The organism is Actinomadura craniellae (assembly GCF_003289645.1).
GTDB lineage: Bacteria > Actinomycetota > Actinomycetes > Streptosporangiales > Streptosporangiaceae > Actinomadura_D > Actinomadura_D craniellae.
In genome coordinates this window covers 1-24,175 of sequence record NZ_QLYX01000020.1, presented here as the reverse complement: position 1 = coordinate 24,175, position 24,175 = coordinate 1, and the positions used below count along the sequence as shown (strand labels likewise).

Sequence of the window (24,175 nt, the reverse complement as noted above, 5' to 3'; positions counted from 1 at the left end):
ATCGCGGCACGGCGCGGGGCGGACGACGTCGTCCCCGCGTAGCGTTCGTTCCCGCTTGCGTGGACGGGGTCCGGGAGCACCATCTCGGACAGGTGGCCCCGCGTAACGTTCTTGCTTGCGCGGATGGCCTCGGGAACGGCATCCACGTGCACCCCGGACTGCCGCAGCGCCACCCGCCCTACCGCGGTGTCCTCACCGGGCCAGGACGGGGAAGAACCGCACCCACCCGTCCCGGAGCCGGTTGGGGACGCGCAGCGGGTGGTGCGCGCCCGCATCCGGTTCGGCCGGCCGCCCCTCCAGCGTCCCGTACGGGCTGCGCGGCAGGTAGCCGTCGAACAGGAAAGCGCCACTGAAGGCCTGGTCGAGCACCGCCGCGCAGCTCGCCACCGGGTCGACGGACCGGGACTCCACGATCTCGAACCGGCCCCTGTCCAGCGAGTACGCGCGCTTGCCGAAGTGGTCGATCCCGCTCGCCGCGACCAGCCGCCCGCGCACGAAGGCCGCGGCGAACTCCCGATCGAGCACGCCCCCGAAGGTGTGGTCGTCCACGATCACCACGCCCGCCGGCGTCGCCAGGCTGAGCAGCGAGGCCAGCCGGACGGTGTCGTCGTGGAACACGTCCTCGAAGGCCGGGTCGCCCGGCGCCCCGCAGGCGGCCCGCCACTCGTCCGCGCGCTCCGCCGCGAACCAGACCGGGACCTCCTGGACGGTCCCGTCACCGAGCCACTGGATCATGTCCGGCCAGGGCAGGACCCAGCCCGGCGGCAGGCCCTGCCCCCGGGCGCGCACCGCCAGCCGGGCCGCGCCGGGCACCACCCTGTCGTACAGGGTCAGCACGGCGCCGTCGATCGTGAAGAGCCCGTCCAGATGGAAACCCACAACGCCTCTCCCGGCGGGTTCAGGTCGGTGCGATGGCATCACCCCGCCCGGAGTGCCGGGGCCCCGGTGTTCCCTTCGCCTACCAGATCGTGCATCCTGCCAGGGCGGACAAAGGAGGGCGAATTGCACTCGGCACGCAGGATGTGGATGTTGTTCGAGCCGATCCACGCGATGACCTACTTCTCTCCTGAGGGCCTGCAGGCCTATACGGACGCGGGACTCCGCGGCTTCTGGCGCGGCTACTTCGCCGGCCGGGCGGCCCCCTTCGGCGCGGTGGACGCCCCCGTCGTCGTCGCGTCCTTCTTCGGCTTCGCCCCCGCGTTCGTCGCCCGCGCCCTGCCGGCGGTGTGGGATCTCATCACCCCCGAGCAGGTGCTGCGCGTCCGGGCCGCGGGCGCGGCGAACGCGATCGAGCGCCTGGCGGCCAACCTGGGCACCGACCTGGCCGCGACCGCCGACGCCCTCGAATCCGTGGCCCGCGACCTGGACATCGCCGGCCGCTCCCTCGGCGCCGTCAACGCGGCCGTCCCCCCGCCGGACCGCCCCGCCGAACGCCTGTGGCAGGCCGCCACCACCCTGCGCGAGCACCGCGGCGACGGCCACGTGGCCGCCCTGGTCGCCGCCGGCATCGACGGCTGCGAGTCCCTCGTCCTCCGCGCTGGCCTGGACTCCTCCCGCCGGCTCCTCCAGCCCATCCGCGGCTGGACGGACGAGCAGTGGGACGCCGCGCACGCCCGCCTCCAGGCCCGCGACCTGATCACCACCGAGGGAAAGGCCACCCCGGACGGCACGGCCCTCCTCCAGGAGGCCGAGGACGCCACCGACCGCGCCGCCGCCCGCCCCTGGACGTCGCTCGACCCGGCCGAACTGGAGCGCGTCACCACCCTCCTGACCCCGATCGGGGACGCCTGCCTGGCGGCCATGCCCACCCCGAACCCCATCGGCCTGGCCCGCGCGAAGCCCTAGCGGAACGCGGCCGGACGTGCTCCCCTCCGCTGGATTGTATTCAGACTTGATTGGAGCGCGAGGAAGGGTTGGGGCAAGGTAAAAATGCCCTTTTTCGCATGGGTCAGTGAGGTTCCGTAACGCAATGATCTCGTGCGGCGGCTCGGTCAGGGGATTTCGTGAGCCGCGATGCGTCCTGCGGTCATATTGTCGAACCGGTTACCGAGGAGGGCTTCTGATGCGCAGCGTGATCTATTCGATGGGAGTCTCACTTGACGGCTACACCGTCGGGCCGGACGGCGGGTTCGGCTGGTCGACGCCCGACGAGGAGGTCTTCGCCTTCGCCACCGACGAGATACGGCAGGTTGGCGCCCACCTGATGGGACGACGGCTGTACGAGACGATGCTGTACTGGGAGACCGCCGACCAGGATCCATCGCTGGACGACGCGACGCTCGAGTGGACCGCGCTTTGGAAGCCGCTCCCCAAGGTGGTGTTCTCCACCACGCTGTCGGCGGTGCAGGGCAACGCCCGCCTGGCCTCCGGCGGCCTGGCTGAGGAGATCGAGCGGTTGCGAGCCGAGCCGGGGGAGGGCGACATCGCGATCGGCGGCGCGACTCTCGCCGCCGAGGCGTCCGCGCTGGGTCTGATCGACGAGTACCGGGCCAGGGTCCACCCGGTGCTGGTCGGCGGCGGCATTCCGTTCTTTCCCCGGCGCGAGAGCCGGGTGGATCTCGAACTCGTCGAGACCCGCATTTTCAGCTCAAAAGTCATCTACCTCCGCTACCGCGTGGCGCGCTAGGTCGACGCGGCCATTCCGATGCCGCTTCCTGGCCCGGCCCCGGACCGAAGCGGTGCCGGTACGCCTGCGGGCTGAGCCCGGTCTCGCGGCGCATCACCGCGCGCAGGTTGGCGGTGGTGCCGAGCCCGCTGCGCCGCGCGACCGTTTCGAGGTGCGGTTCACCCCGCTCGATCAGCCGGCACGCCAGGGTGAGTCGTTCCCGGGTGAGCCAGGCCAGCGGTGTCGTGCCCAGCTGGGCGCGGAAGCGGCGGTGCAGGGTCGCCGGGCTGACCGAGGCGCGTGCCGCGAGGTCGGCCACCGTGAGCGGGGCGTCCAGCCGCTCCTGGGCCCAGGCCAGGACGGGCGTCAGGGACTCGTCCGGCGGGTCGGGCACGGGGCGTTCCACGAACTGTCGCTGCCCGCCGTCCCGGTGCGCCGCGAAGACCAGCCGCCGGCTCACGGAGTTGGCGATCTCGGCGCCGTGGTCGCGGCGGACGATGTACAGCCCGAGGTCGAGGGCAGCCGCGCTCCCCGCGGCGGTGAGGATGTCGCCGTCGTCGACGAACAACACGTTCTCTTCGAGGTGGACGGAGGGGAAGCGGGCCCGGAAGGCGTCCGCCCACTGCCAGTGCGCGGTGGCCCGGCGCCCGTCGAGGACCCCGGCTTCGGCCAGGGTGAAGGCGCCGCTGCAGAAGCCGACCAGGCGCGCACCGCGTGCGTGCGCGCGCCGCACGGCGTCGAGTACGGCCAGGCGGCGGGGCACGTCGACGTCGGGCCGGTTGGGAACGATCAAGGTGTGTGCCGAGTCGGCCGCCGCCAGGCCGGCCACTCCCGTGAGCGTGAAGAAGCCGTCCCGCATCAGCGTGCGGGGCTCGGGTGAGCAGAGGCGGAAGTCGTAGAGGTCGCGTCCGATCTCGGGCCTGCGCAGGCCGAAGATCTCGATCGCGCAGCCGAGTTCGAAGGGATTGGAGTTCTCGTCCACGATCACGACGACCCGGTGCGGCCCCGCTCCCTCGGCAACGTGTGAGGAATCTTGCGACATATGCGATTCCTAGCACTCACGCTGGTTACGCTCAACCGGCGAGGATCTGCTCATGAGCAACGAACCCATCGCCCTCGGCGAGGCCCTGGCCTCCTTCGACGCCCTGTGGAGCCCCCGCATCGTCACGCGCGTCAACGACTACGACGTGCGCATCGCCAAGGTCGAGGGCGAACACCTCTGGCACGTCCACGACGACACCGACGAGTTCTTCCTGGTACTCGACGGTGAGCTGTGCATCTCCTTGCGCGGACCCGCCGGGGAGCGCACGGTCCGGCTTCCCCGGGGGTCGGTCTTCACCGTCCCCCAGGGCACGGAGCACAAGCCGTACGCCCCCACCGGCGCGGCGATCCTCCTCTTCGAGCCCGCCGGGACGCTGACGGTCGGCGACCGCCACGACGAGATCCCCGACCACGTCGATGCGACGACGGGACACGCGCTCGGCTCCGCGGGCACGGGGGCCCGGGCAACGGAGCGCTGACGCCGGAGCCACCGGTCGAAGGCGTCCGGAACCCGCCACGGCCGGTTGATCACTGGGTGCGGTCCTGGCAGCCGGGAGCTCCACGATCATGATGGGCACGGGCGCGACGTGGCACAGCGCCCGGGTGAGCTTGCTCGTGGGGTCGAAATCTGCGCGGTTATTTTGAGCCGGTTTACAGCGATTTACCGGGATTTATTGCACAGGACATCGCGCGGGGTGATGTTCGGTCTGCCGCCCTCCCCGGTCCGCTCGGGGACCCCCTCCCCGACCGCGGCGGGTGGCAGAAGGGTCCCCGCCGATGCGACGACTGCCCCTCGCAGCCGCCCTCGCCACGGTCCTCCTCCTCGCCCTCGCCCAGCCGGCGTTCGCGACGCCGCCGAACATCCCGTCCGCCTCGACCGCAGCCTCCCGCCTCGCTGCCCTGACGGTGCGGGCCGAGTCCAACCACTCCTCCTACAACCGCGACCTGTTCCCGCACTGGATCACCGTCTCGGGCGCGTGCAACACCCGGGAGACCGTCCTCAAGCGGGACGGGTCCGGCGTCGTCACCGACTCCAGCTGCGCCGCGACGTCCGGCTCCTGGTACTCCCCCTACGACGGCGCCACCTGGTACGCGGCGTCCGACGTGGACATCGACCACATGGTGCCGCTGGCCGAGGCGTGGTCGTCCGGCGCCTACGCGTGGACGACGTCCAAGCGGCAGAGCTACGCCAACGACCTGGGCGGACCCGAGCTCTGGGCCGTCACCGACAACGTCAACCAGGCCAAGGGCGACAAGGACCCGGCCCAGTGGCAGCCGCCGCGCGCCGCGTTCCGCTGCACCTACGCCCGCGCCTGGATCCAGGTGAAGTGGTACTGGGGCCTCAGCGTGGACAGCGCCGAGAAGAGCACCCTCACCTCGATGCTCAACACCTGCTGACCGGCGCCGCCGGGCCGGGCGGAACCCCGCCCGGCCCGGCGGGCTCGGCTCCGTGACGGTGGGAGCGAGCCGGTCGCGCCCGGGAGACGTACCAGTGCGGCGAATACGGGCGATGCCGGATATCGCGGAGCCTTTCCTCCCATGATCAGGCAGAATCCCGCTGGATGAGCGGGACCGCGAGCGGAGGAGAGACCGGTGGAGATCGACGAGTGGTGGGGCCTGATCGAGCAGGCGCGGGCCGCGGTGGGGGACCGGGCCGACGACCGGAACTCGCCGGACGACCCGCTGCCGGACGCCCTGATGGAGCTGCTCGTCGCGCGGGAGCCCGCCGAGATCATCGGGTTCGAGCAGCGGTTCACCCAGGTGTGGGGGTCGGCGTACCGGTATCCGCTGTGGAACGCGGCCTACCTCATCGAGGGCGGGTGCGGGGACGACGGGTTCATGGACTTCCGGGCGGGGCTGGTCCTGCTCGGCCGCGAGACGTTCACCCGGGCGGTGGACGACCCCGACTCGCTGGCGGACCTGCCCGTGGTGCGGCGGATGGCCCAGGAGGACGGCGGCTGGATCGGGTGCGAGGGCATGAACTACCTGCCGCGCGACGCGTACGCCAAGCGAGTGGGGGAGACCGACACCTTCGACGCGGCGATCGGCCAGCCGGACCTGCCCGAGCGGCCGGCGGGCGAGGACTGGGACGCCGAGGACGACGAGGAGATGCGCCGGCGGCTGCCCCGCCTCGCCGCGCTGTTCCTGTGACACGGGCCGGCGAGCGATCCCGAAGGAGGCGGGGGAACGGCCCGCCGCACCGGGATCGCCTGCCGGTTCCAGCGCGCCCGCGGTGATCCGCACCCAGGACGGACGGGGCGGCGCGGGCCGTAATGTCGGTGGCGCCGGGGACAATCCCGAACCATGGCGACCTACGTGCTGATCCCCGGCGCCGGCTGCGACCCCTGGTACTGGAACCCGACGGCCGCCGCGCTGCACGCCCGCGGGCACGAGACGGTCGCGGTGGACCTGCCCTGCGAGGACGACTCGGCCGGGCTGGCCGAGTACGCCGACACGGTGGTCGAGGCCGCCGGCGACCGTACCGGCCTGGTCCTGGTGGCGCACTCGTTCGGCGGGTTCACCGCGCCGCTGGTCTGTGACCGCCTGCCGGTCGACCTGGTGGTGCTGCTCACGGCGATGATCCCCGCCCCGGGCGAGCCGCCGGGCGACTGGTGGGTGAACACCGGCCACGACCGGATCGACCGCCCGCCCGCCGATCTGGCCGCGGCCTTCTTCCACGACGTTCCCCCGGATCTGGCGGCCGAGGCGCTCCGGCGGGACCGGGACCAGTCCGGTGCCCCGTTCGGGGAGCCGTGGCCGCTGACGGGGTGGCCGGACGTGCCGACCCGGTTCCTGCTCTGCCGCGACGACCGCTTCTTCCCGCCTGGCTTCATGCGCGGGGTCGTCCGTGACCGGCTGGGCGTCGTCCCGGACGAGATGCCGGGCGGGCACTGCGTCATGCTCAGCCGGCCGGACGAGCTCGCCGACCGCCTGGTGGCGTACTCGGAGGGGTGACGGGCCGGGGCGGGCGCGCCCCGGCCCGCGCGGGTCACGAGGTGACGTAGAGCTTCTGGCCGAAGGAGCCCGGAATGCCGATCTCCGGGCGGCCGCGCACCTGGAAGACGGCCTGGAGTTGCCCGGACGGGGGGCAGAACGTGCCGCTGCCCGGCAGGAGGGTCAGCGCGAGGCCCCGGGTCGACACCTGGGTCTCGTCGGCGGGGTCCGGGCGGCCGGGGTTGTCCCGGTTGTAGAGGGGCAGGGAGTGCGGCCGGACGGTGACCGGTGTCCCGTAGTTGCAGAACCGCGGGGCGATCGTCCCCATCGCGATGCTGATCTGGAAGTGCGAGATCATCAGTTCGCCGTCGGGAGAGCCGGGGATCGGGCCGGGCGAGAACGGGGCGTAGGTCACCCGGGCCTTGTACGGCAGGCCGCGGACGGTCACCTGGACGCCGCCGGCGCGGTCCTCGCACTTGTCCACCACGCCCGTGTCGAGCGCGGCCTCGCCGCCGGAGTCGACCTTCCCGCCGAGCGTGGCTCCGGCGCACTTCACGGTGAGCCCGGGGGAGATGAACCCCGAAGTGGTGAACCCGGGGGAGACGAAGGCGAAGCCGTTCAGGGTGGACAGGCGCCATTCGCCGGAGTACGGGTCTCCCTTGGGGCCGTCCCGGCGGACGGTGGTGGTGGCGGCCTGCGCGCCGGAGGGCAGGAGCGTGACCGCGGCGCAGACGGTGAGCGCGGACACGCCGAGTCTGGTCAGGGCATGCATGGGGTTCTCCTCGGTGAAAGGGGTGGGGTCGGATCCCGGATGCGCGCTGCGGGTACCGGCCGGGGGTGGGGCGGCGCAGCCCCTGAATTCCCCCACCTTCCGGTAGGGCGGTCAAGACGTTTCGGACGGCCGGATAGGGCCAGTCGACTTTGGTCGTCCCGGTGCCGACCAAGGAACGATGCGCCGCCCCGGCCCGGCTCGTAGCGTGATCCGCGTCGAAGCACGGTCCGAGCGGGGGGAGAGGTGATGACCGCGGTGAAATCCGCCGGCGTGACAGGGCTCGCGCCGCCGGCGTGGTGGCGGCTGCTGGTGTGGCTCGTCCTGCCGCTGGTCGGCGCGGGGCTCGGCTGGGCGGTCAGGCCGGTGGCGCGCTGGGCCGTGGACCTCGACTGGCTGCCCCTCCCGGGGCCGGTCGGGCTGGTCGCCTCGCTGCCGCAGCAGGCGACGATCGCCCTGGTGGCCCTCGGTGTGCTCGCCGGGCTGGCCCTCGCCGGCGTGGTCCAGTACGAGGAACTCGGCGGCACGGTCGCCGACGGCGAGGTGGTCCTGCGCCGGAAGGGGGCCGAGCAGCGTTTCGCCCGGGCGGAGGTGGGCGCGGTCTTCGCCGAGCGCGGGCGGGTCGTCCTGCTCGGCACGGACACCCGCGAGCTCGCCGACCACGAGTACACCTTCAAGGGCCGGGTCGCCGCGGCGTTCCGCGCGCACGGCTACCCCTGGACCGAGGGCGACCCGCACCGGGACGAGTTCCGCCGGTGGGTGCCCGGCCTGCCGGATCTGCCCGCCGGGGCGGACCCCCTGTTCGCGGCCCGCGAGGCGGTGCTGAAGTCGCAGCGGGACGCCGCCGAGCTGCGCGCCGAGCTCTCCCGGCTGGGCGTCGTCGTCCGGGACCGTGACGGCCGCCAGTACTGGCGGCGGATCCCGCCCGCCGGCTGAGCCCGCGGCCTATCCCACCAGCGGACACTCACATCCGCTCACCCTGCGGGTAACGGTGTACGAGGGCTTGCCGGAACGCGGGGTGCGGGTTGGTCCGCGCGGCGGGTAAGGGCAGGTCATGGCGACGAAGAACCGGGCCGGGCTGGGCCACAAGATCCGGTACGCGCGGCGGTATCCGACCCGCCTCCCCCAGCTCGCCCGGCGGGTGGCCCGCGACGCGTGGTTCCGGCTGACGACGCACGACCATGTGAGCTACTACCAGGCGGTGATGCGGTCGGACGCCGCCCGCGACCCCGACCGGGCCGTGGGCAGCCAGGACCGCGGGCGGTGGCTGGCGCTCGGGCAGATGCAGTTCGACTACCTGATCGGCCACGGCCTCCAGCCGGAGGACCGGATGCTGGAGATCGGCTGCGGGAACCTGCGGGCCGGCTGGCGGTTCATCGACTACCTCGACGCCGGTAACTACTACGGGATCGACATCTCGCCGGAGATCCTGCTCGCCGCGCAGCGGACGGTCGGGCACCAGGGGCTCCAGGGCAAGCTCCCGTACCTGACGCCCGTGCGGGACCTCACCTTCGACTTCCTGCCCGCCGGGCAGTTCACCGTGATCCACGCGCACAGCGTGTTCTCCCACTCGCCGATCGAGGTGATCGAGGAGTGCCTGGCGCACGTGGGCCGGGTGCTGGCCCGCGGCGGGTTCTTCGACTTCACCTTCGGCCGTACGGAGCGGGCCGAGCACCACGTGCTGCGGGAGGACTTCTACTATCGGACGGAGACCCTGGCGTCCCTCGCCGGACGGCATGGTCTGACCGCCCGTTTCATGGACGACTGGGAGAGGTTGCCGCACAAGCAGTCCAAGCTGCGGCTCACCCATGACTGACCGGCCATGCCGGACCAGTCGGTATATGAAATAGGGACAGTGCCCCTAGGGCGGCTGGACACTGTCCGCAATCTCTTGCACCATTTTCAGAGAAGCCCAGTACGGATCGCGGGGAGTGAGGGCCGTGAAACACCAGCCATCGACCGTCAAGCCGGAGCTCACCGTGCATCTCGGTCTGCATGGCAGGTCCGTCGTCGTCAGAATCGGTGGCGAGCTCGACCTCGCCACCGCGGCCACCCTCGACGACGCGGTCGGTCAGGCGGTCTCCCTGGTCGAGCCGCCCAACGTCATCATCGACCTCGGTGATCTGACCTTCTGCGATTCGACCGGCCTGGACGCGTTCATCCGGGCCGCACGGTCCGTCGAGGCGCTGGGCGGCCGGATGATCCTCACCGACGTTCCGCCGGTCTGCACCAAGATCCTCCGGATCACCGGCCTGGACAGGTTCTTCACCATCCGGGCCGGCACCGCCGAGGCCCTCGACGAACTGCCCTGACCGTCGCCGGCCAGGGCGATTCGTTCGCTTGGTCGAGGTGGCGCGCTCGCGCGGTTCAGGCGAGGGCCTGCCGGTAGTACGACGTGCGCATGAACTGGACCACCAGCCGGGTCAGCAGCGCCTCGACGAGCATGACGAGCGCCTTGGCAAGGATCGTGGAGACGAAGTCGGGCATGGCACACCTCCCGGCGGGACGAGTTTTGGTCTGTCCCATTTATACCGGTTTAGGGTGTCCGGTGCGGAACTTCGGCTTATCAGTTGGTTAACACTGGGTTTTCACCGCCCCATCGTCACCCCAGGCCGCAGCCGGGTGAACAGCACCGCGGCCACGGCGAACGCGGTGGCCGAGCCGAGCGCCACCGCCCAGCAGTGCGGCAGCAGCGGCCGGTTGCCGAAGAAGTGACTGATCCCGGGCACCTGCACGATCACCCCGAGCGCGGCCAGCGAGAACAGCCCCGCGGCCAGGACCACCGGATCCCGCCCGCCCGCCGCCACCGTCTGGATCAGCTGGGTGGCCACCAGTGCGACCAGGCCGGTGGTCGCCGCCTGGCCCCGGGTGCCGCTGAGCCGGCCGGCCAGCCAGGCCACCTGCGCCGCCCCGGCCGTGGCGCCGGCCCGCACGGCGATGTCCCTGGTCAGCGCCGCGCCCAGGGAACGGTCCGGACCCTCCGCCAGCAATTCCTCCCGGGTCACGTCCGAGGGCGCGCGCACCGCGAGCGCGATTGCCGGGAGCATGTCGGTGAGCAGGTTGACCAGCAGCAGCTGCCGCACGTTCAGCGGGCTGCTCCCGGCGACCACCCCGGTGCCGACGGTGAAGCCGATCTCACCGAGGTTGCCGCCGAGCAGCACCGCCAGCGCGTCCCGGGTGGACCGCCACATCGCCCGGCAGTCGGCGATCGCATCGGTGATCGTCTCGATCCGGTCGTCGACCACCACGACGTCGGAGGTCTCCCGGGCGGCCGGGGTGGCGCGCTCGCCCAGCGCGATCCCCACATCGGCCAGCCTGATCGCCGGGGCGTCGTTGGCGCCGTCCCCGGTGACCGCCACCACCCGGCCGGCGGCGCGCAGCGCCCGGACGATCCGGGCCTTGTGCGTCGGGCTCATCCGGGCGAACACCGACACCCCGGCGATCCGCTCCGCCAACTCGGCGTCGTCCAGGCCGTCGAGCTCATCCAGGTCGGAGCCGACCATGACCTTGCCGTTCGGCACGTCCAGCTCCGCCGCGATGGCCTCCGCGGTACTGGGGTGGTCACCGGTGATCATGGCGATGTCCACGCCCGCCAGGCGCAGCCGCGCGACGGCCCTGGCGGCCGTCGGCCGCACCGGGTCGGCGATGCACAGCAGGCCCCGGAAGCACAACCGGTCGACCCGGGACTCGGTGAGGTCCTGCCGGCCCGAGGCGTTCCGCTCGGCGACCGCCAGCACCCGGTAGCCGAGCAGGGCCAGCCGCTCCACCTCCCGGTCCACCCGGTGCCGGGCCGCGTGGTTGAACGGCAGGAGCTCGCCCTCCCGGCACCAGGTCTCGCAGCGGTCCAGCAGGATCTCCGGCGCCCCCTTCACGCTGAGCAGCTGCCGGCCGGCGTCGGTGCGGCCGAGCACCGCGTGGAAACCGCGGGCCGGCTCGAACGGCATCTCGTCCACCCGGGTCCAGCCGTCCAGCCCGTGCTCGGGCGGCAGCTCCAACCGCCGGGTCACCCGCAGCACCGCCCGGTCGGTCGGGTGCGGCAGATGGCCCTCGTCGGCCGGGGTGGCGCGCAGCGCGGTGGCCAGGATCTCCCGGGGGCCCGGCGGCAGGTCCCGCACCGGGTAGGAGGTGACGCCGTCGGAGATCTGCCGCAGCCGCAGCCGGCCCTCGGTCAGGGTGCCGGTCTTGTCGAAGCACAGGACGTCCACCCGGCCCAGCGCCTCGATGGTCCCCGGATTGCGGACCAGCGCGCCCCGGCGGTACAGCCGGCGCGCGGTGGCCAGCTCGGCGGCGGTGGCGACGAACGGCAACCCCTCGGGGACCGCCGCGACGGCGAGGCTGACCGCCGAGCCCAACGCCCGCGGCAGCGGCTGGCCCCGCAGCAGGCTCGACGCGAACAGCACACCCCCCGCCCCCAGCGAGATCGGCAGGGTCACCTCGGTGAGCCGCCGCAGCCGGGTCTCCACCCCGCCCGGCCGCCGCTCGGCGGCCGCCGCGGCGGCGCCCGCCGCCCGGCCGAACTCGGTGTCGGACCCGGTGGCCACCACGACCGCGACCGCCTCGCCCGCGGCCACGACCGTCCCCTCGTACAGCATGGAGTGCCGGTCGGCCACGTCCCGCGCCATGCTCGGCGCGGGGTCCTTGGTGACGAGCTGTGACTCGCCGGTCAGGCTCGACTCGTCCACCTCCAGGCTCTCCGCCGACAGCAACCGGGCGTCGGCCGGGACGGCGTCGCCGGCCACCAGGCTGATCACGTCGCCGGGCACCAGCCGGTCCGCCCCGGTCGTCGCCGGCTCCTCCTGGCCGGGACGTTGCAGCCGGACCGGGATCGCGTTGAGGTCGACCAGCTGTTGCAGCGCCCGGTCCGCGCCGACCCGTTGCAGGCCCGACATGACGGCGTTCACCGCCAGCACGGCGCCGATCAGGGTGGCGTCGGTGACCGAGCCGACCAGGGCGGAGATCCCCGCCCCGGCGGCCAGCGCCGGGGTCAGCGGGTTGTTCAGCTCCTCGGCCGTGACCTGCGCCAGCCCGGGCGGGCCGGCCTCGTGCGGCCCGCCGTCGGCGTGCCGCCGCTCGGCCTCCTCAGCGGGGAGCCCCGCCGCGGAGGAGCCCAGCCGGTTCAGGACGGCCGCGACGGGCCACGCGTGCCAGGGGGTGCGGTCGGCGGCGACCGGTGCGGGCCGGCGGGCCAACGCCAGCCCCGCCCAGGTGCCGAGCGCGAGCGAGGCCGCCGCGGCGGAGTCGACCGTCAGCTGCACCCGCCGGGCCGCCCGCCGGGAGGGGCTGATCAGGGCCACCAACCCGCCCGCGGCCGAGCCCGCGGCGGCGATCCGGGCGCTGCGCCCGCTCGCCTCGCGGGCCGGGCCGAGGGCGCCGAGGACGAAACACGCGGCGGCGAGCCCGGGCCCGCAGAGCAGGTGCGCCCCCCACGGCGGGCGGTCGGCGCGGCCCAGCAGGCCGACGCCCAGGTCGGCGGCGGCGAGCGCGGCGCCGTTGTGCGCGGAGACCAGCGCGACCACCCGGCCCTCCCGCTGGAGTTCCCGGACGGACTCGGCCAGCCGGTTCCCGCCGGGGGCCGAGCCGTCCGCGGCGAGACGGCGGGCCAGCTCGCGCCGGTTCGCCCCGGTGATCGTCACCGGGCCCGCCGTGCGGGCGGCGGCGATCAGGGCGTCGGCCAGCGGGTCGAGCTCGGGCACCACCGACACCAGCGCGACCGGCTCGCCGTCCCGGGCGAGCGCCAGCACCGACGCGCCGCGCCGGCGCGGCTCGGCCGACCGTTCCCGCAGCTCGCCCCGGGCGGAGCGGGCCAGCGGGGCGACCGTCCAGCCGCCGTCGGTGCCGGGGGTCTTCGGCGCGGCCAGGTCGACCAGGGAGTGCGCCCGCTTGTACAGCTCCTCCGGCTCGACCTGCTCCGACAGCGGGATGACCTCGTCGATGAGCATCCTGCCGGTGCGCAGCGCGGACGAGTCCACCAGCACCCGGTCGACGCGGTCGAGCCGGACCAGCGGGCCGCGGTCACAGCACAGGACGCCGCGTTCGGCGGCCACCCGGCCCAACTGCACCGCGAACGCCGCCCGGCCCAGCCGGGCCGCCCGCGGCACCCCGGCCGCGAGGATCCCCTGGGTGCGCCCGACGTCCCGGGTGAGGGCGTAGGCGCCCGCGGCGGCGGCCAGCCCGGCGGGCGCGCTCCAAGCCGCCCGCTCGACCGGCCCGTCCGGCAGCGGCACCGGCCGGTCAGCCGGGGGCAGCGGGTCGGCCAGGAACGCACCGGGGCCGCTGTCCAGGTCGATGATCCGGCGTTCCCAGGTCCGGCCGTGCGCGCGCAGTTCCACGATCCGGGTCATCCGGTGCGCCGAGTCGAGCACCAGGCTCAGGGGCTGCAGGGCCAGCGCGTTGGTGACGGCCGTGCCGAGGCCGAAGGCCAGGTCGGTCGGGGCCCGCCCGAGGTGCCGGCTGAGCCTGTCCCGCAGCCGGGGAGTCGCCTCGGCCAGCGCCAGCGCGCTCGCCACGCCGGGCGGCAGCGACACGGAGTGCGTCAGCCGGCCCACCAGCGCGACGCCGGCACCGGCCAGGTCCACCCCGGCCAGGACGCCCTCGCGCAGCACCTCGTGACCGCGCGCCGGGTGGGAGGCGGGGGCGAACGCCGCGCCGTCCCGGCCGTGGTCGCGCTCGACCTCCTCGGTGAGGCCGACGAGTTCGGTGGTGGAGACGGTGCCGTCGTGCGCCACCAGGACATGGCCGGACCGCCCGTTGACCTCGGCCCGGGTCACCCCGGTCACACCGAGCAGCGCCCGGCTCAGCGCCTGGGCCATGTCGCCGGAGCCCGGCAGGTGGGCGCCGCGGACGGCGATGACGCAGCGCCCGGAGAAGTCGTGGGCCCGGCGGGGCTCCAGCGCCGCCGAGATGGTGTGAAACACGGAACCGGGCGCCGCCACGGCGGCGCCCAGCAGTCGTCCGATCATCCGGTCCCCCGCCCGGCGTCAGGTGGTCGCGGCGTGCTCGGACCGTTGCGGCTTCCGCCGCTCCGATCCCCGGGCCCGGCGGGCGACCACGGTGCCGATGCCGATCGCGGCGGCCACCGGCCAGTCGAGGACGCCGGCCACGGCGGCGGCGCCGAGCCCGCCGTAGAACGCGATCCGGCCGGGCGCGGGCAGGTGGGACGCCGCCGAACGCCCGGCGTCCACCGCCCCGCGCACCGGCGCGGTCGACAGGTGGACGTTGTAGACCTTCAGCCGCGGTGTGACCACGGGGATGGGGAGGGTCGCCCCCTCACCCCTGGCCGCGGTGTCCTTCTTCTTACCGGTCCTTTTCGCGACCTCCTGGCGGCCGGTGTCGCGGCCGGCAGGGGTTCGGGTCTTCTCCGCTGTCTTCACCTTTCCCCACCTACCCCCGCACTTTCACGGTCGGGTCAGGAGTGGGGCAGTGTCGTTTTGCCCGTTCGTCATTACGCGGGATCAGACGAGGTGCGCGTAGGCGATGATGTTGTCGACGTAGCGCCCGTCGCCGGAGTCGAAGCGGCCGCCGCAGGTGATCAGCCGCAGTCCCGGGTACGGCAGCGGCCCGTAGACCCGCTGGGTGGGGAAGCGGTCCTTGCTCACCCGCTCCACCGAGTCGATCCGGAAGACGGCGACGCTCCCACCCGCGCGGACCACCCGGACGGTGTTGCCCGGCCGCAGGTCGCCGAGCCGGTGGAAGACGGCCGGCCCGCGCCGCGAGTCGACATGCCCGACGATCACCGCGGGGCCGGTGGAGCCCGGGGCGGGCCCCGGCCGGTACCAGCCGGCCCGGTCGGCGCGGGCCGGCACCTCGATCGTCCCGTCGGAGTTCTTGGCGAGTGTCACCAGCGGGGTGCGGACGCCGATCTCCGGGATCTCCAGCCGCACCGGCCGGGCGGGCGGCAGTGCCCGGACCGGCCGGGGGGTGACCGGATCAGGGTGGGCGGCGGAGCGCGGTGGCAGCGGCGGCCCGGCGGGTGCCTGCCAGACGGTCAGCGCTGCGACGATCGCTGCCCCGGCGAGCGCCACGTCGACCATCAGACCGCCGGCTCGCCGCGAGAACCGTGATTCGCCCCGCTCGCCCACCCGATCTCCCCCCACCGGGGATATCGCGGCGGGCGGGCGGAACGTGACGCCGGAGCGGCAGATGACCTGAACCGAGTTCCCTTTCCGGCGTGACCGGAACGGATGCCGCTGGGCGGGGGCCCATTGCCGGGGACGGCCCGGCAGCGAAGAATGATCGGACGATCGCCACACGGAAGGGGCCCCATGTCACCGCGCGAGGAGCCCGCCCCCGGACGGCCGCCCCGGCTGCCCCTGACCACGGAGGCCGACTGGGACGACGAGACCCGCCGGCGGATCGAGGTCCTGAACCGGCAGAACATCTTCACCGCGCTGGCCAACCACCCGGACCTGCTGCGGCGGTGGCTGGTGTTCGGCGGGCACGTGCTGCGGAAGTCGACGCTGCCGGCCCGCGAGCGCGAACTGGTCATCCTGCGGGTCGGCTGGCGGTGCGGATCGGCCTACGAGTTCGGCCAGCACCGGATCATCGGCCGTGAGGCGGGCCTGACCGACACCGAGATCGACCGCCTCGCCGGCGACATCGCCGCCGCCGAGTGGACGGAGGCCGACCGCACGCTGCTGCGCGCCGCCGACCAGCTCGTCGACACCCGGCGCGTCGACGACGCGACCTGGGCCGAACTGGCCGCCGGCTGGTCCACTCAGCAGGTGATGGACCTGGTGTTCACCGTCGGGCAGTACGTCCTCACCTGCATGGCGCTCAACACCTTCGAGATCCCGCTGGACGAGGGACTGGAGGGGTTCCCGTCATGACGGAGGGCCGGCTGGCGGGGAAGGCCGCCGTGGTGGTGGGCGCCGGGCAGACCCCGGGGGAGACCATCGGCAACGGCCGGGCCACCGCGCTGCTGTTCGCCCGGGAGGGCGCCCGGGTGCTGGTGGTCGACCGCGACGGGGACTCCGCCGCCGAGACCTGCCAGATGATCGCCGACGAGGGCGGTACGGCGGTGCCGCTGCGGGCCGACATCACCGACCCGGAGCAGTGCGCGGCGCTCGCCGCCGCGGCGGTCGAGCGGTGGGGGAGCATCGACGTCCTGCACAACAACGTGGGTATCGGGACCGGCGACGCCGACGCGCTCTCCCTCACCCCGGCGGCCTGGGACCGGATCCACGACGTCAACCTCAAGGCCATGTGGACCGTGTGCCGGGAGGTGATCCCGCACCTGCGGCAGGCCGGCGGGGGCTCGATCGTCAACGTGTCGTCGATCGCCTCGGTGTGCGCGACCCCGCTGTTCGCCTACAAGATCAGTAAGGCCGGGGTGAACGCCCTCACCCACGCGCTGGCCATGGAGAACGTCAAGTACGGCATCCGGGTGAACGCCATCCTGCCCGGCCTGATCGACACGCCCATGGCGATCCGGGGCCACTCGGCGGCCCGCGGGATCGACCCCGACGAGCTGCGCGTGGCCCGGGACCGGCTGGTCCCGCTGCGGCGCCGCCAGGGCACGGCGTGGGACGTCGCCTACGCGGCCCTGTACCTGGCCTCCGACGAGGCGGGCTTCGTCACCGCCGTGGCGCTCCCGGTGGACGGCGGGCAGAGCGCCCGGATCGGCTGAGCGTCGCCCTGTCATGTCGCGCGGCCACGTTCTACCGTGGCAGTGGCCGCCGCCCGCCGGGCGTCGCGAGATCCGATCTAGCGGGTGCCCGGCCGCTTCTCGCGCCTTCCCGGTGAAGGGCCGGATGCGGGGCCCGCTCCCCGCCGAAGGAAAGGCAGATCATGACAGTAAGCACCGCCGCCCCGGCGATCGAGACGTCGGGGCTGGTCAAGGTGTTCGGTGAGACCAGGGCGGTGGACGGCATCGACCTCACCGTGCCCGCGGGCACGGTGTACGGGGTGCTCGGGCCCAACGGGGCCGGCAAGACCACCGCCGTCCGGATGCTCGCGACGCTGCTGCGCCCCGACGCGGGCGAGGCCCGGGTGTTCGGGCACGACGTGCTGCGCGAGGCCGACGCCGTGCGCTCCCGGGTCAGCCTGACCGGGCAGTACGCCTCGGTGGACGAAGACCTCACCGGTACCGAGAACCTCGTCCTGCTGGCCCGGCTGGTCGGCCATCGCAAGCCCGCGGCACGGGAGCGCGCGGCGAACCTGCTGGCCGCGTTCGGGCTGACCGAGGCCGCCGACCGCCAGGTCAAGAACTACTCGGGCGGCATGCGCCGCCGGCTGGACATCGCCGCGAGCATCCTGCACACCCCCGACCTGCTGTTCCTGGACGAGCCCACCACCGGGCTCGACCCGCGCAGCCGCAACCAGGTGTGGGAGATCGTGCGGGCCGTCGTCGCGCACGGCACGACGGTGCTGCTGACCACCCAGTACCTGGAGGAGGCCGACCGGCTGGCGAGCCGGATCGCGGTCATCGACCGCGGCAAGGTCATCGCCGAGGGCACCCCCGGCCAGCTGAAGTCCTCGGTCGGCGCGGGCGCGGTGCACGTCCGGCTGCGGGACGCCGCGCAGCGGCCCGACGCCGAGCGGGTGCTGTCCCGGACGCTGGGCGTCCCGGTGGAGCAGGACGCCGACCCGGTGGCGCTGACCGCCCGCCTCTCGGGCGTCGAGACGGAGGCCGGGGCCGCCGAGCAGGCATCCCGGGCGCTCGCGGAACTGGCCCACGAGGGCATCACCGTCGACGACTTCTCCCTCGGCCAGCCCAGCCTGGACGAGGTCTTCCTCGCCCTCACCGACCACCCCGCCACCACCGAGAAGGAGACCGCGGCGTGAGCACTGCGACGGCCCCCGAAGCCACCACTCCCTACGTCCCCTCGGCCGAGACCTTGGGCGCGGTGCTCGCGCCCAGCGAGCAGCCCGCCCGGCCCGGCGCGTTCGCGGTGTCGATGGCGTTCGGCTGGCGGGCGATGCTGAAGATCAAGCACGTGCCCGAGCAACTGTTCGACGTCACCGCGTTCCCGATCATCATGACGCTGATGTTCACCTACCTGTTCGGCGGCGCGCTCGCCGGATCGACCGGTGAGTACCTGCAGTTCCTGCTGCCGGGGATCATGGTGATGAGCGTGATCATGACCACCATGTACACCGGCGTCTCGGTCAACACCGACATCGAGAAGGGGGTGTTCGACCGGTTCCGCACCCTGCCGATCTGGCGGCCCGCCCCGATGGTCGGGTACCTGCTCGGCGACATGTTCCGCTACACGACGGCCTCCGTGGTGATCCTCGTGCTCGGGCTGATCCTGGGCTTCCGGCCGGACGGCGGGGTCGTCGGGGTGGTGGCCGGGGTCGGGCTGCTGGTGGCGTTCTCGTTCGCCTTCTCCTGGATCTGGACGATGTTCGGCCTGATGCTGCGCTCGGAGAAGTCAGTGATGGGCGTCAGCATGCTCGTGATGTTCCCGATGACCTTCCTCAGCAACATCCTGGTCCGGCCGGAGACCATGCCGGGCTGGCTGCAGGTGTTCGTGGACGTCAACCCGATCACCCACCTGGTGGCCGCCGTGCGGAGCCTGATGTCCGGCAGCACGGACATGGGGGAGATCGTCTGGGTGCTGGGCTCCGGCGCGGCGTTCATCGTGGTCTTCGGGACCCTCACCATGCGGATGTACAACCGCAAGTGAGCTCAGAGCCACCAGGCGGTCTCGGCGCCGGGACGGTAGGCGCACGTCGCGCCGGTGGAGACGGAGGAGCGCAGGTGGGCGGCGAGTTCGGGGTGCCGCAGATCGAGTTTGCGGAGGGTGTCGCGGATGCGCGCGGTGACCGTCTTGCGGGCTCGCTCGGCCTCGTCGCCCAGCCTGCGGTCGCGGCCGGCCAGCCCGGTCGCCGCGCGCAGCTCGTCCAGCAGCGCCGCCCGCTCCCGGTCGTACTCGGCGGCCCGGCCGTCGTCGCCCCGGGAGACCGCCTGTTCGATCTCCTCGTCCAGCCGGGCCAGCCGGCGCTTGTACCGGATCCGGGCCTCCTCGTCGAGGACGTCGTCGCCGCCCATCCCCCGGGCGGCGACGACGAGCTCGCCGCCCGCGGGGTCGGCCAGCCGGACGGCGGGAACGTCCGTGCCGGGCGCGCCGAGCAGGACCCGCAGGTCGCGCAGGCCCTTGGCGTCGGGCATATGTACGGTGCGGCCGGCGAACCCCAGCGTCCAGACCGAGCCGTCGAACCGGAACACGTTGGCGGCCGGTTCGCGCCCGGCGAGGTGCCGCATTCCGGTCTCGGCCGCGAAACGCTCCACCTCGGCCCGCAGGTCTGCGGCGGTGCCGGCGTCTCCGGGGGCGTTCCGGGCGAGCAGCGCCTCGACGAGCCGGCTCCCGGCCTCGGCCGCCCAGGGCAGCGAGCGCAGCCGGACGGCCGACTCGTAGGCCGTGGTGAACCGCTCCACCGCGGCGTCCTGCCGGCCCTGGGCGGCGTCGAGCCCGCCCAGCCAGAGGTCCATGGGCCCGCTGACCTCACACCCGAACAGCGACACCGCCCACTGGCCGGCGTGCGGCAGGAGGGCGGCCCGCGCCCGCTCGCACCGCTCCGGGTCGCCCGAGAGCGCCGCGGCCTGGGCCTGAAAGCGCAGCAGCAGCGCGGCGTACATCCGGGCGGGCGGCGCGGCCTCGACCTCCGCCAGGTGGTGCAGCGCCACCGCGGCATCGCCCCGGTGCGCCGCGGTGACGCCCCGTAGCAGCGCCTGGACCGGGTGACCGGCCTCGGCCGCCCGCTCGGTCACGACCAGGGCCTCCTCGAACCGGCCCTGCGCCAGCAGGATCGCCCAGTGCAGGTGCCCGGCCATGAACCCGAAGTACGCCATGCCGTCGCGGAAGTCGTCGGCCGCCTCGGCGAGCAGGCTCTCGGCCTCGCCGAACCGGCCGGCGACGGTGGCGATGATGCACCGGTCGATCAGGGCGGAGAGCGCGGTGCGCGGATCTTCGCCGCCGGCCAGGTCGACGAACTCGTCGAACCGGTCGAGGTAGCGGGGGTCGCCCTGCTCCAGCAGCGTCACCCAGCGGAACGACGCCGCGAAGATCTCCATGTCGGAGCTGCCGGTGCGGCGCGCGACGTCGATCAGCTCGTCGATGAGCGACATGCGCTCGGCCGCGGTGCCCGGCCCCCAGATCGCGTCGTGCCGGGCCCACAACCCGACCATCAGGGCGTCGTCGTCGTCATCGTGCCGGACCAGCGCGGCGACGTGGGCGCTCAGCTCCTGCACCAGCCGGTCGGGGGAGGCCGTGGCGCCGGGCTCGGCGGCGCCGCGCACCAGCCGCTCGTACGCCTCGCCCAGCAGCTCGGTGCGCCGCTCGCCGGCACCGCGGTGCTCGCCGTACCGGTAGAGGTTGAGCGCGACCATCGCCAGCAGTTCGGGGTGGTCGGACCGGCGGGCCTCGTCGACGGCCTGGTCGTAGGCCTGCCGGCCGGCCTCCGGCTCGGCGAGGTGGGACAGCGCCCCGCCGAGGTCGAGCAGGGTCAGCACCCGCCTGCGCGGGTTGCTCACGGGCTGCTCCAGCGCCCGGCGGTAGTGCACCACGGCCTCCTCGAAGGCCATCCGGTGGGCGGCGTCCCGGGCGGCGGCGAGCAGGTGGCCGACCGCCGTCGGGGGGGTGAGCTCGGGGCCGGCCAGGTGGGCGTGCCGGGCCAGTTCCGCGGGCAGGACCTGGCCGTCGAGGTCGGCGGAGCCGCCGACGGCCCGGACCACCGCGGCGTGCCACCGCCGCGCCCCGGCCGCGTCGAGCGTTTCCAGCAGCGTCTCGCGGACCAGGTCGTGGACGAACGCGAACCGGTCGGCGTCGCGGGCCACCACCAGCCGGGCGGCCACCGCCCGGTCGAGCAGCCGGTCGGCCTCCGCGGCGGGGATCTCCGCGGCGGCGGCGAGCACCCGGCGGGGGAACTCGCGGCCGAGCACCGCCGCGCCGGTGAGCAGCCGGACGGCCGGGGCGGGCAGCGGCGCGAGCCGGCGGCGCAGGGTGTCGCGCACCCCCGGGGCGATCGCGGTGACCGGGCCGCCGCCGTGCCACAGCCGGGCCGTCTGCTCCACGAAGAACGGGTTGCCGCCGGTGCGCCGGTGCACCTCGGCGACCAGGCCGGCGGGCGGTTCCCGGCCGGCGGTGCGGGCGAGCAGGGCGCCCACACCGGCGCGGTCCAGGCCCGTCAGCGTGACCGCGGTCGCCTTCGCCACCAGCGGCAGCAGCAGCGGGCGCAGCGGGTGCTCGGCCCACTCGACCTCGGCGTCGCGGTAGGTGCCCACCAGCAGCAGCCGCTCGGACCAGGTGTGCCGGGCCGCGAACTCCAGCAGCCGCAGCGACGCGGTGTCGGCCCAGTGCAGGTCGTCGAGCACGACCACCACCGGGCGGTGCTGCGCGACCGCGACCAGGGCGCTGGTTACCGCGTCGTACAGCCGGAAACCCTCGGCGGCCTCGCCGTCCGGGCCCTCGCCCAGCAGCACCGCCAGACCGCCGCCGGCGGCGTCCTCGGCCGCCGCCCACTCGGCGGGGCCGGCCGCGCGGCGCAGCCCCCGGACGACCTGCACCCACGGCCAGTAGCCGGGGGCGCTCTCGGAGTCCCAGCACGTGCCGCCGAGCACCAGCGCCCCCTGCCGCCGGGCCTCACCGACGGCGTCGGTGACCAGGGAGGTCTTGCCGATGCCGGCCTCGCCGGTGACCAGAACCAGCCCGCCCCGGCCGTCGACGGTCCGCGCGATCTCGGCCCGCAGAACTCCGGCGGGATGCTCCCGCCCGATGAGCGCAGGTGTCATATCGGGCCGTCTCTTCCGGGTAAACGCATGGGCCGTTCGAACGCTACCCGCAGGGACCGACATTCCGCCTATCCGGCGGGAACGGGTCGCGTTCGGCCTGGCCGGGTCAACGGTCGGAGCCCGGACCGGCCGCGGGGGTGTGGATGCCCGCGCCCTCCCGGGGGGCGGCGCGGCGGGTCAGCGCCAGGTCGGTGAGCGCCGCGAGCAGCGCGGCCAGCACGAAGGCGCAGACGACCGTCAGCGCGTGCCGGAACCCCAGCGCCCAGTCCCCGCGGGTGCCGGCGACGGCGGCGAACAGCATGGCGCCGGACGTGGCGATGCCCAGCGCCGCGCCCAGCCGCTGCCCGGTCTGCATGGTGGCCGCGGCGCTGCCGCCCTCCCGCGGCGGTACCTGCGACAGCGTCAGCGTCTGGTTGGGCGAGATCACCATGCCGCTGCCGAGGCCGGCGACGAGCAGCGGCAGGGCCGTCCACCAGGTGACCCCGGGGCCGGACGCCAGCGCGACGACGGTGTAGAGGGCGGCGAGCCCGGCCAGCACCACCACCAGCCCCGCGGCGACCAGCCGGCGCCCCACCCGGGTGACCACCCGCCCGGACAGCGCGGCCGAGATGCCCGACCCGATCGCGAACGGGATGATCGAGACCCCGGCCGCCAGCGCGCTGTACCCCAGCCCGATCTGGAGGTACAGGGTGAAGACGAAGAAGATCGAGGTGAACCCGGAGAAGTACAGGACCGCGATGGCCACGCCCAGCGAGTACGAGCGGAACCGGTACAGGTTCAGGTCGACCAGCGGCTCGGCGCGCCGGGCGTGGTGCAGCTCCCAGAGGACGAACAGCGCGAGGAACGCCAGCGCCACGGGCACCAGCAGCCACTTGCCGGAGCCCTGCCACTGCCGTTCCAGGGTGAGCGGCAGCAGCAGCGAGACGATCCCCGCCGCCAGCAGCAGCACGCCCACCGGGTCCAGGCTCTCCTTGCGCCGCCCGGGCGGCGGTCCGGGGATCAGCCGCCAGGCCAGCACCAGCCCCGCCAGGCCGACGGGCACGTTCACGTAGAACACCCAGCGCCAGCCGTGCTCCGGACCGGCCAGCGCGATCAGCGCCCCGCCCGCCAGCGGGCCGACGGCGGTGGCCACGCCGACGACGGTGCCCAGGGCGCCGAACGCCCGCCCCCGCTCGGCACCCCGGAAGAGCTGCTGGATCAGTCCCGCCACCTGCGGTTGCATCACCCCGCTGCCCACGCCCTGGACCAGCCGGGCCGCGACCAGCCAGCCGATGCTCTGCGCCGCCCCCGCCGCCATGCTGGCCAGCGTGAACAGCGCCAGGCCCCACATGAACATCACCCGGCGGCCGCGCGCGTCCCCGAGCCGCCCGGCCGGCACCAGCACCAGGCCGAACATCAGCGCGTACCCGGAGACGACCCACTGGAGGCCGCTCTCCGGGGCGTCCAGCCCCTGCCTGATGGACGGCAGCGCCACGTTGACGATGCTGACGTCAAGCAACGTCATGAACGTCGCCACCAGGCTCACTGCCAGGATTTTCCACCGGTTCGGGTGACCCTCGGTCATGTCCCCGGCGCTACCCGGGCGGGGCCCGCCTTACCCGCTCCGGGCCGGGGGCGTTGGGTCTGCCGCAGGGCCCCCTTTTTGGGTCCGGGGTCCCTGTCCGGACCGGCCGAAAACAGTGATCATTGGTCAGCGCCGGTACCGCACCGGCGAAGGACATGTGGGGCGGTTGACCTGGGATCGTGGCGAGGGGGCGACCCCCGGCCTCGGCTCGATCCTCCCGGTCTCCGCCGTCCTGGCCGCCACCCTCACGATCGGGCTGATGGGCGCGTGAGGGAACGCCGGGCGCCGTGCGCGATTGCGGCGACCGCACGGCGCGGCGGGCGGCCCACCCCGCGGCGGAGCCGGCGATGGCGACCGGACCGGCTCCGCCGCGGAGCGTTCACCCGCCGATCCCCTTGGCTAGCTGTTCTGTCCTGACAGGTTGGTGACGCGGCTGGCGGGTGGTTGGCCGTCCAGGGCGGTGTGGCCGCGGTGGTGGTTGTAGGTGTGGAGCCAGGTGGGGAGTGCTTGGCGGCGTTGGGTTTCTGAGGT

21 protein-coding genes and 1 pseudogene are annotated in these 24,175 nt (G+C 74.0%); 13 read left to right on the top strand and 9 right to left on the bottom strand.

From position 1 onward, the window contains the following. Nucleotides 1-192: 192 nt before the first annotated feature. Nucleotides 193-879: a hypothetical protein gene (locus tag DPM19_RS31105; protein WP_111871661.1), complete on the bottom strand. Its 687-nt coding sequence runs from the start codon at nucleotides 877-879 to the stop codon at nucleotides 193-195. Between DPM19_RS31105 and DPM19_RS31100 the strand changes: the two genes are divergently transcribed. Further along, nucleotides 868-1,845 carry an SCO6745 family protein gene (locus DPM19_RS31100; RefSeq protein ID WP_407642577.1) on the top strand — a complete coding sequence of 326 codons (978 nt, stop codon included), beginning with the start codon at nucleotides 868-870 and terminating at the stop codon, nucleotides 1,843-1,845. The two genes, DPM19_RS31105 and DPM19_RS31100, sit on opposite strands and share 12 nt — an antisense overlap. A gap of 217 nt (nucleotides 1,846-2,062) precedes the next feature. Beyond that, the gene (locus DPM19_RS31095) at nucleotides 2,063-2,626 is read left to right on the top strand and encodes a dihydrofolate reductase family protein (RefSeq protein ID WP_111871659.1); all 564 of its coding nucleotides are present in this window, start codon (nucleotides 2,063-2,065) and stop codon (nucleotides 2,624-2,626) included. On the opposite strand, the gene DPM19_RS31090 is transcribed toward DPM19_RS31095, so the two are convergent. Further along, nucleotides 2,595-3,647: a GlxA family transcriptional regulator gene (locus DPM19_RS31090; RefSeq protein WP_111871658.1), complete on the bottom strand. Its 1,053-nt coding sequence runs from the start codon at nucleotides 3,645-3,647 to the stop codon at nucleotides 2,595-2,597. The two genes, DPM19_RS31095 and DPM19_RS31090, sit on opposite strands and share 32 nt — an antisense overlap. 52 nt (nucleotides 3,648-3,699) lie before the next feature. On the opposite strand from DPM19_RS31090, the gene DPM19_RS31085 reads away from it, so the two are divergent. The 4 genes from DPM19_RS31085 to DPM19_RS31070 all read left to right on the top strand — a co-directional run bounded on the left by DPM19_RS31085 (nucleotide 3,700) and on the right by DPM19_RS31070 (nucleotide 6,601). Beyond that, on the top strand, nucleotides 3,700-4,125 hold the full coding sequence (locus DPM19_RS31085; RefSeq protein ID WP_111871657.1) for a cupin domain-containing protein: 426 nt from the start codon (nucleotides 3,700-3,702) through the stop codon (nucleotides 4,123-4,125). A gap of 298 nt (nucleotides 4,126-4,423) precedes the next feature. Further along, nucleotides 4,424-5,044 carry an HNH endonuclease family protein gene (locus tag DPM19_RS31080; RefSeq protein WP_111871656.1) on the top strand — a complete coding sequence of 207 codons (621 nt, stop codon included), beginning with the start codon at nucleotides 4,424-4,426 and terminating at the stop codon, nucleotides 5,042-5,044. 195 nt (nucleotides 5,045-5,239) lie between these two features. After that, nucleotides 5,240-5,797 carry a DUF4240 domain-containing protein gene (locus DPM19_RS31075; protein WP_111871655.1) on the top strand — a complete coding sequence of 186 codons (558 nt, stop codon included), beginning with the start codon at nucleotides 5,240-5,242 and terminating at the stop codon, nucleotides 5,795-5,797. 153 nt (nucleotides 5,798-5,950) lie between these two features. Then, complete coding sequence (locus tag DPM19_RS31070) at nucleotides 5,951-6,601, top strand: alpha/beta fold hydrolase (RefSeq protein WP_111871654.1); 651 nt, start codon at nucleotides 5,951-5,953, stop codon at nucleotides 6,599-6,601. Between the two features lie 34 nt (nucleotides 6,602-6,635). Here the strand turns inward: DPM19_RS31070 and DPM19_RS31065 are convergent, their stop codons facing one another. Further along, the gene (locus DPM19_RS31065) at nucleotides 6,636-7,352 is read right to left on the bottom strand and encodes a hypothetical protein (protein WP_111871653.1); all 717 of its coding nucleotides are present in this window, start codon (nucleotides 7,350-7,352) and stop codon (nucleotides 6,636-6,638) included. 246 nt (nucleotides 7,353-7,598) lie between these two features. Here DPM19_RS31065 and DPM19_RS31060 point away from each other — a divergent pair, with 246 nt between their 5' ends. The 3 genes from DPM19_RS31060 (at nucleotide 7,599) to DPM19_RS31050 (ending at nucleotide 9,661) form a co-directional block, all read left to right on the top strand. After that, a complete protein-coding gene (locus DPM19_RS31060; RefSeq protein WP_111871652.1) occupies nucleotides 7,599-8,285 on the top strand; it encodes a YqeB family protein in 687 nt (228 codons plus the stop codon). 118 nt (nucleotides 8,286-8,403) lie between these two features. Next, nucleotides 8,404-9,165, top strand: a complete 762-nt coding sequence (locus DPM19_RS31055; RefSeq protein ID WP_111871651.1) for a class I SAM-dependent methyltransferase — start codon at nucleotides 8,404-8,406, stop codon at nucleotides 9,163-9,165. 124 nt (nucleotides 9,166-9,289) lie between these two features. Beyond that, nucleotides 9,290-9,661 (top strand): STAS domain-containing protein, encoded by a 372-nt coding sequence (locus DPM19_RS31050; protein ID WP_158566956.1) that lies wholly within the window; start codon nucleotides 9,290-9,292, stop codon nucleotides 9,659-9,661. Between the two features lie 276 nt (nucleotides 9,662-9,937). On the opposite strand, the gene DPM19_RS31045 is transcribed toward DPM19_RS31050, so the two are convergent. From DPM19_RS31045 to DPM19_RS31035, 3 genes are all read right to left on the bottom strand, one after another. Next, nucleotides 9,938-14,308: a cation-translocating P-type ATPase gene (locus tag DPM19_RS31045; protein ID WP_111871649.1), complete on the bottom strand. Its 4,371-nt coding sequence runs from the start codon at nucleotides 14,306-14,308 to the stop codon at nucleotides 9,938-9,940. 18 nt (nucleotides 14,309-14,326) lie between these two features. Further along, the gene (locus DPM19_RS35930) at nucleotides 14,327-14,719 is read right to left on the bottom strand and encodes a hypothetical protein (RefSeq protein ID WP_199485373.1); all 393 of its coding nucleotides are present in this window, start codon (nucleotides 14,717-14,719) and stop codon (nucleotides 14,327-14,329) included. A gap of 81 nt (nucleotides 14,720-14,800) precedes the next feature. Further along, on the bottom strand, nucleotides 14,801-15,427 hold the full coding sequence (locus DPM19_RS31035) for a class F sortase (protein WP_233510967.1): 627 nt from the start codon (nucleotides 15,425-15,427) through the stop codon (nucleotides 14,801-14,803). 183 nt (nucleotides 15,428-15,610) lie between these two features. On the opposite strand from DPM19_RS31035, the gene DPM19_RS31030 reads away from it, so the two are divergent. The 4 genes from DPM19_RS31030 to DPM19_RS31015 all read left to right on the top strand — a co-directional run bounded on the left by DPM19_RS31030 (nucleotide 15,611) and on the right by DPM19_RS31015 (nucleotide 18,976). Beyond that, nucleotides 15,611-16,174 (top strand): carboxymuconolactone decarboxylase family protein, encoded by a 564-nt coding sequence (locus tag DPM19_RS31030; RefSeq protein WP_158566955.1) that lies wholly within the window; start codon nucleotides 15,611-15,613, stop codon nucleotides 16,172-16,174. After that, on the top strand, nucleotides 16,171-16,974 hold the full coding sequence (locus tag DPM19_RS31025; RefSeq protein WP_111871647.1) for an SDR family NAD(P)-dependent oxidoreductase: 804 nt from the start codon (nucleotides 16,171-16,173) through the stop codon (nucleotides 16,972-16,974). Before DPM19_RS31030 ends, DPM19_RS31025 begins: the two co-directional genes overlap by 4 nt. 161 nt (nucleotides 16,975-17,135) lie before the next feature. Beyond that, complete coding sequence (locus tag DPM19_RS31020; RefSeq protein WP_111871646.1) at nucleotides 17,136-18,131, top strand: ATP-binding cassette domain-containing protein; 996 nt, start codon at nucleotides 17,136-17,138, stop codon at nucleotides 18,129-18,131. Further along, nucleotides 18,128-18,976 (top strand): ABC transporter permease, encoded by an 849-nt coding sequence (locus DPM19_RS31015; protein WP_111871645.1) that lies wholly within the window; start codon nucleotides 18,128-18,130, stop codon nucleotides 18,974-18,976. Before DPM19_RS31020 ends, DPM19_RS31015 begins: the two co-directional genes overlap by 4 nt. A 2-nt stretch (nucleotides 18,977-18,978) precedes the next feature. Here the strand turns inward: DPM19_RS31015 and DPM19_RS31010 are convergent, their stop codons facing one another. The 3 genes and pseudogenes from DPM19_RS31010 to DPM19_RS31000 all read right to left on the bottom strand — a co-directional run. Next, nucleotides 18,979-22,080, bottom strand: coding sequence for an ATP-binding protein (locus DPM19_RS31010; protein ID WP_111871644.1), 3,102 nt, complete (start codon nucleotides 22,078-22,080; stop codon nucleotides 18,979-18,981). A gap of 106 nt (nucleotides 22,081-22,186) precedes the next feature. Beyond that, the gene (locus DPM19_RS31005; RefSeq protein ID WP_111871643.1) at nucleotides 22,187-23,644 is read right to left on the bottom strand and encodes an MFS transporter; all 1,458 of its coding nucleotides are present in this window, start codon (nucleotides 23,642-23,644) and stop codon (nucleotides 22,187-22,189) included. 399 nt (nucleotides 23,645-24,043) lie between these two features. Next, a pseudogene (locus tag DPM19_RS31000) lies at nucleotides 24,044-24,175 on the bottom strand (integrase core domain-containing protein); the annotation flags it as partial.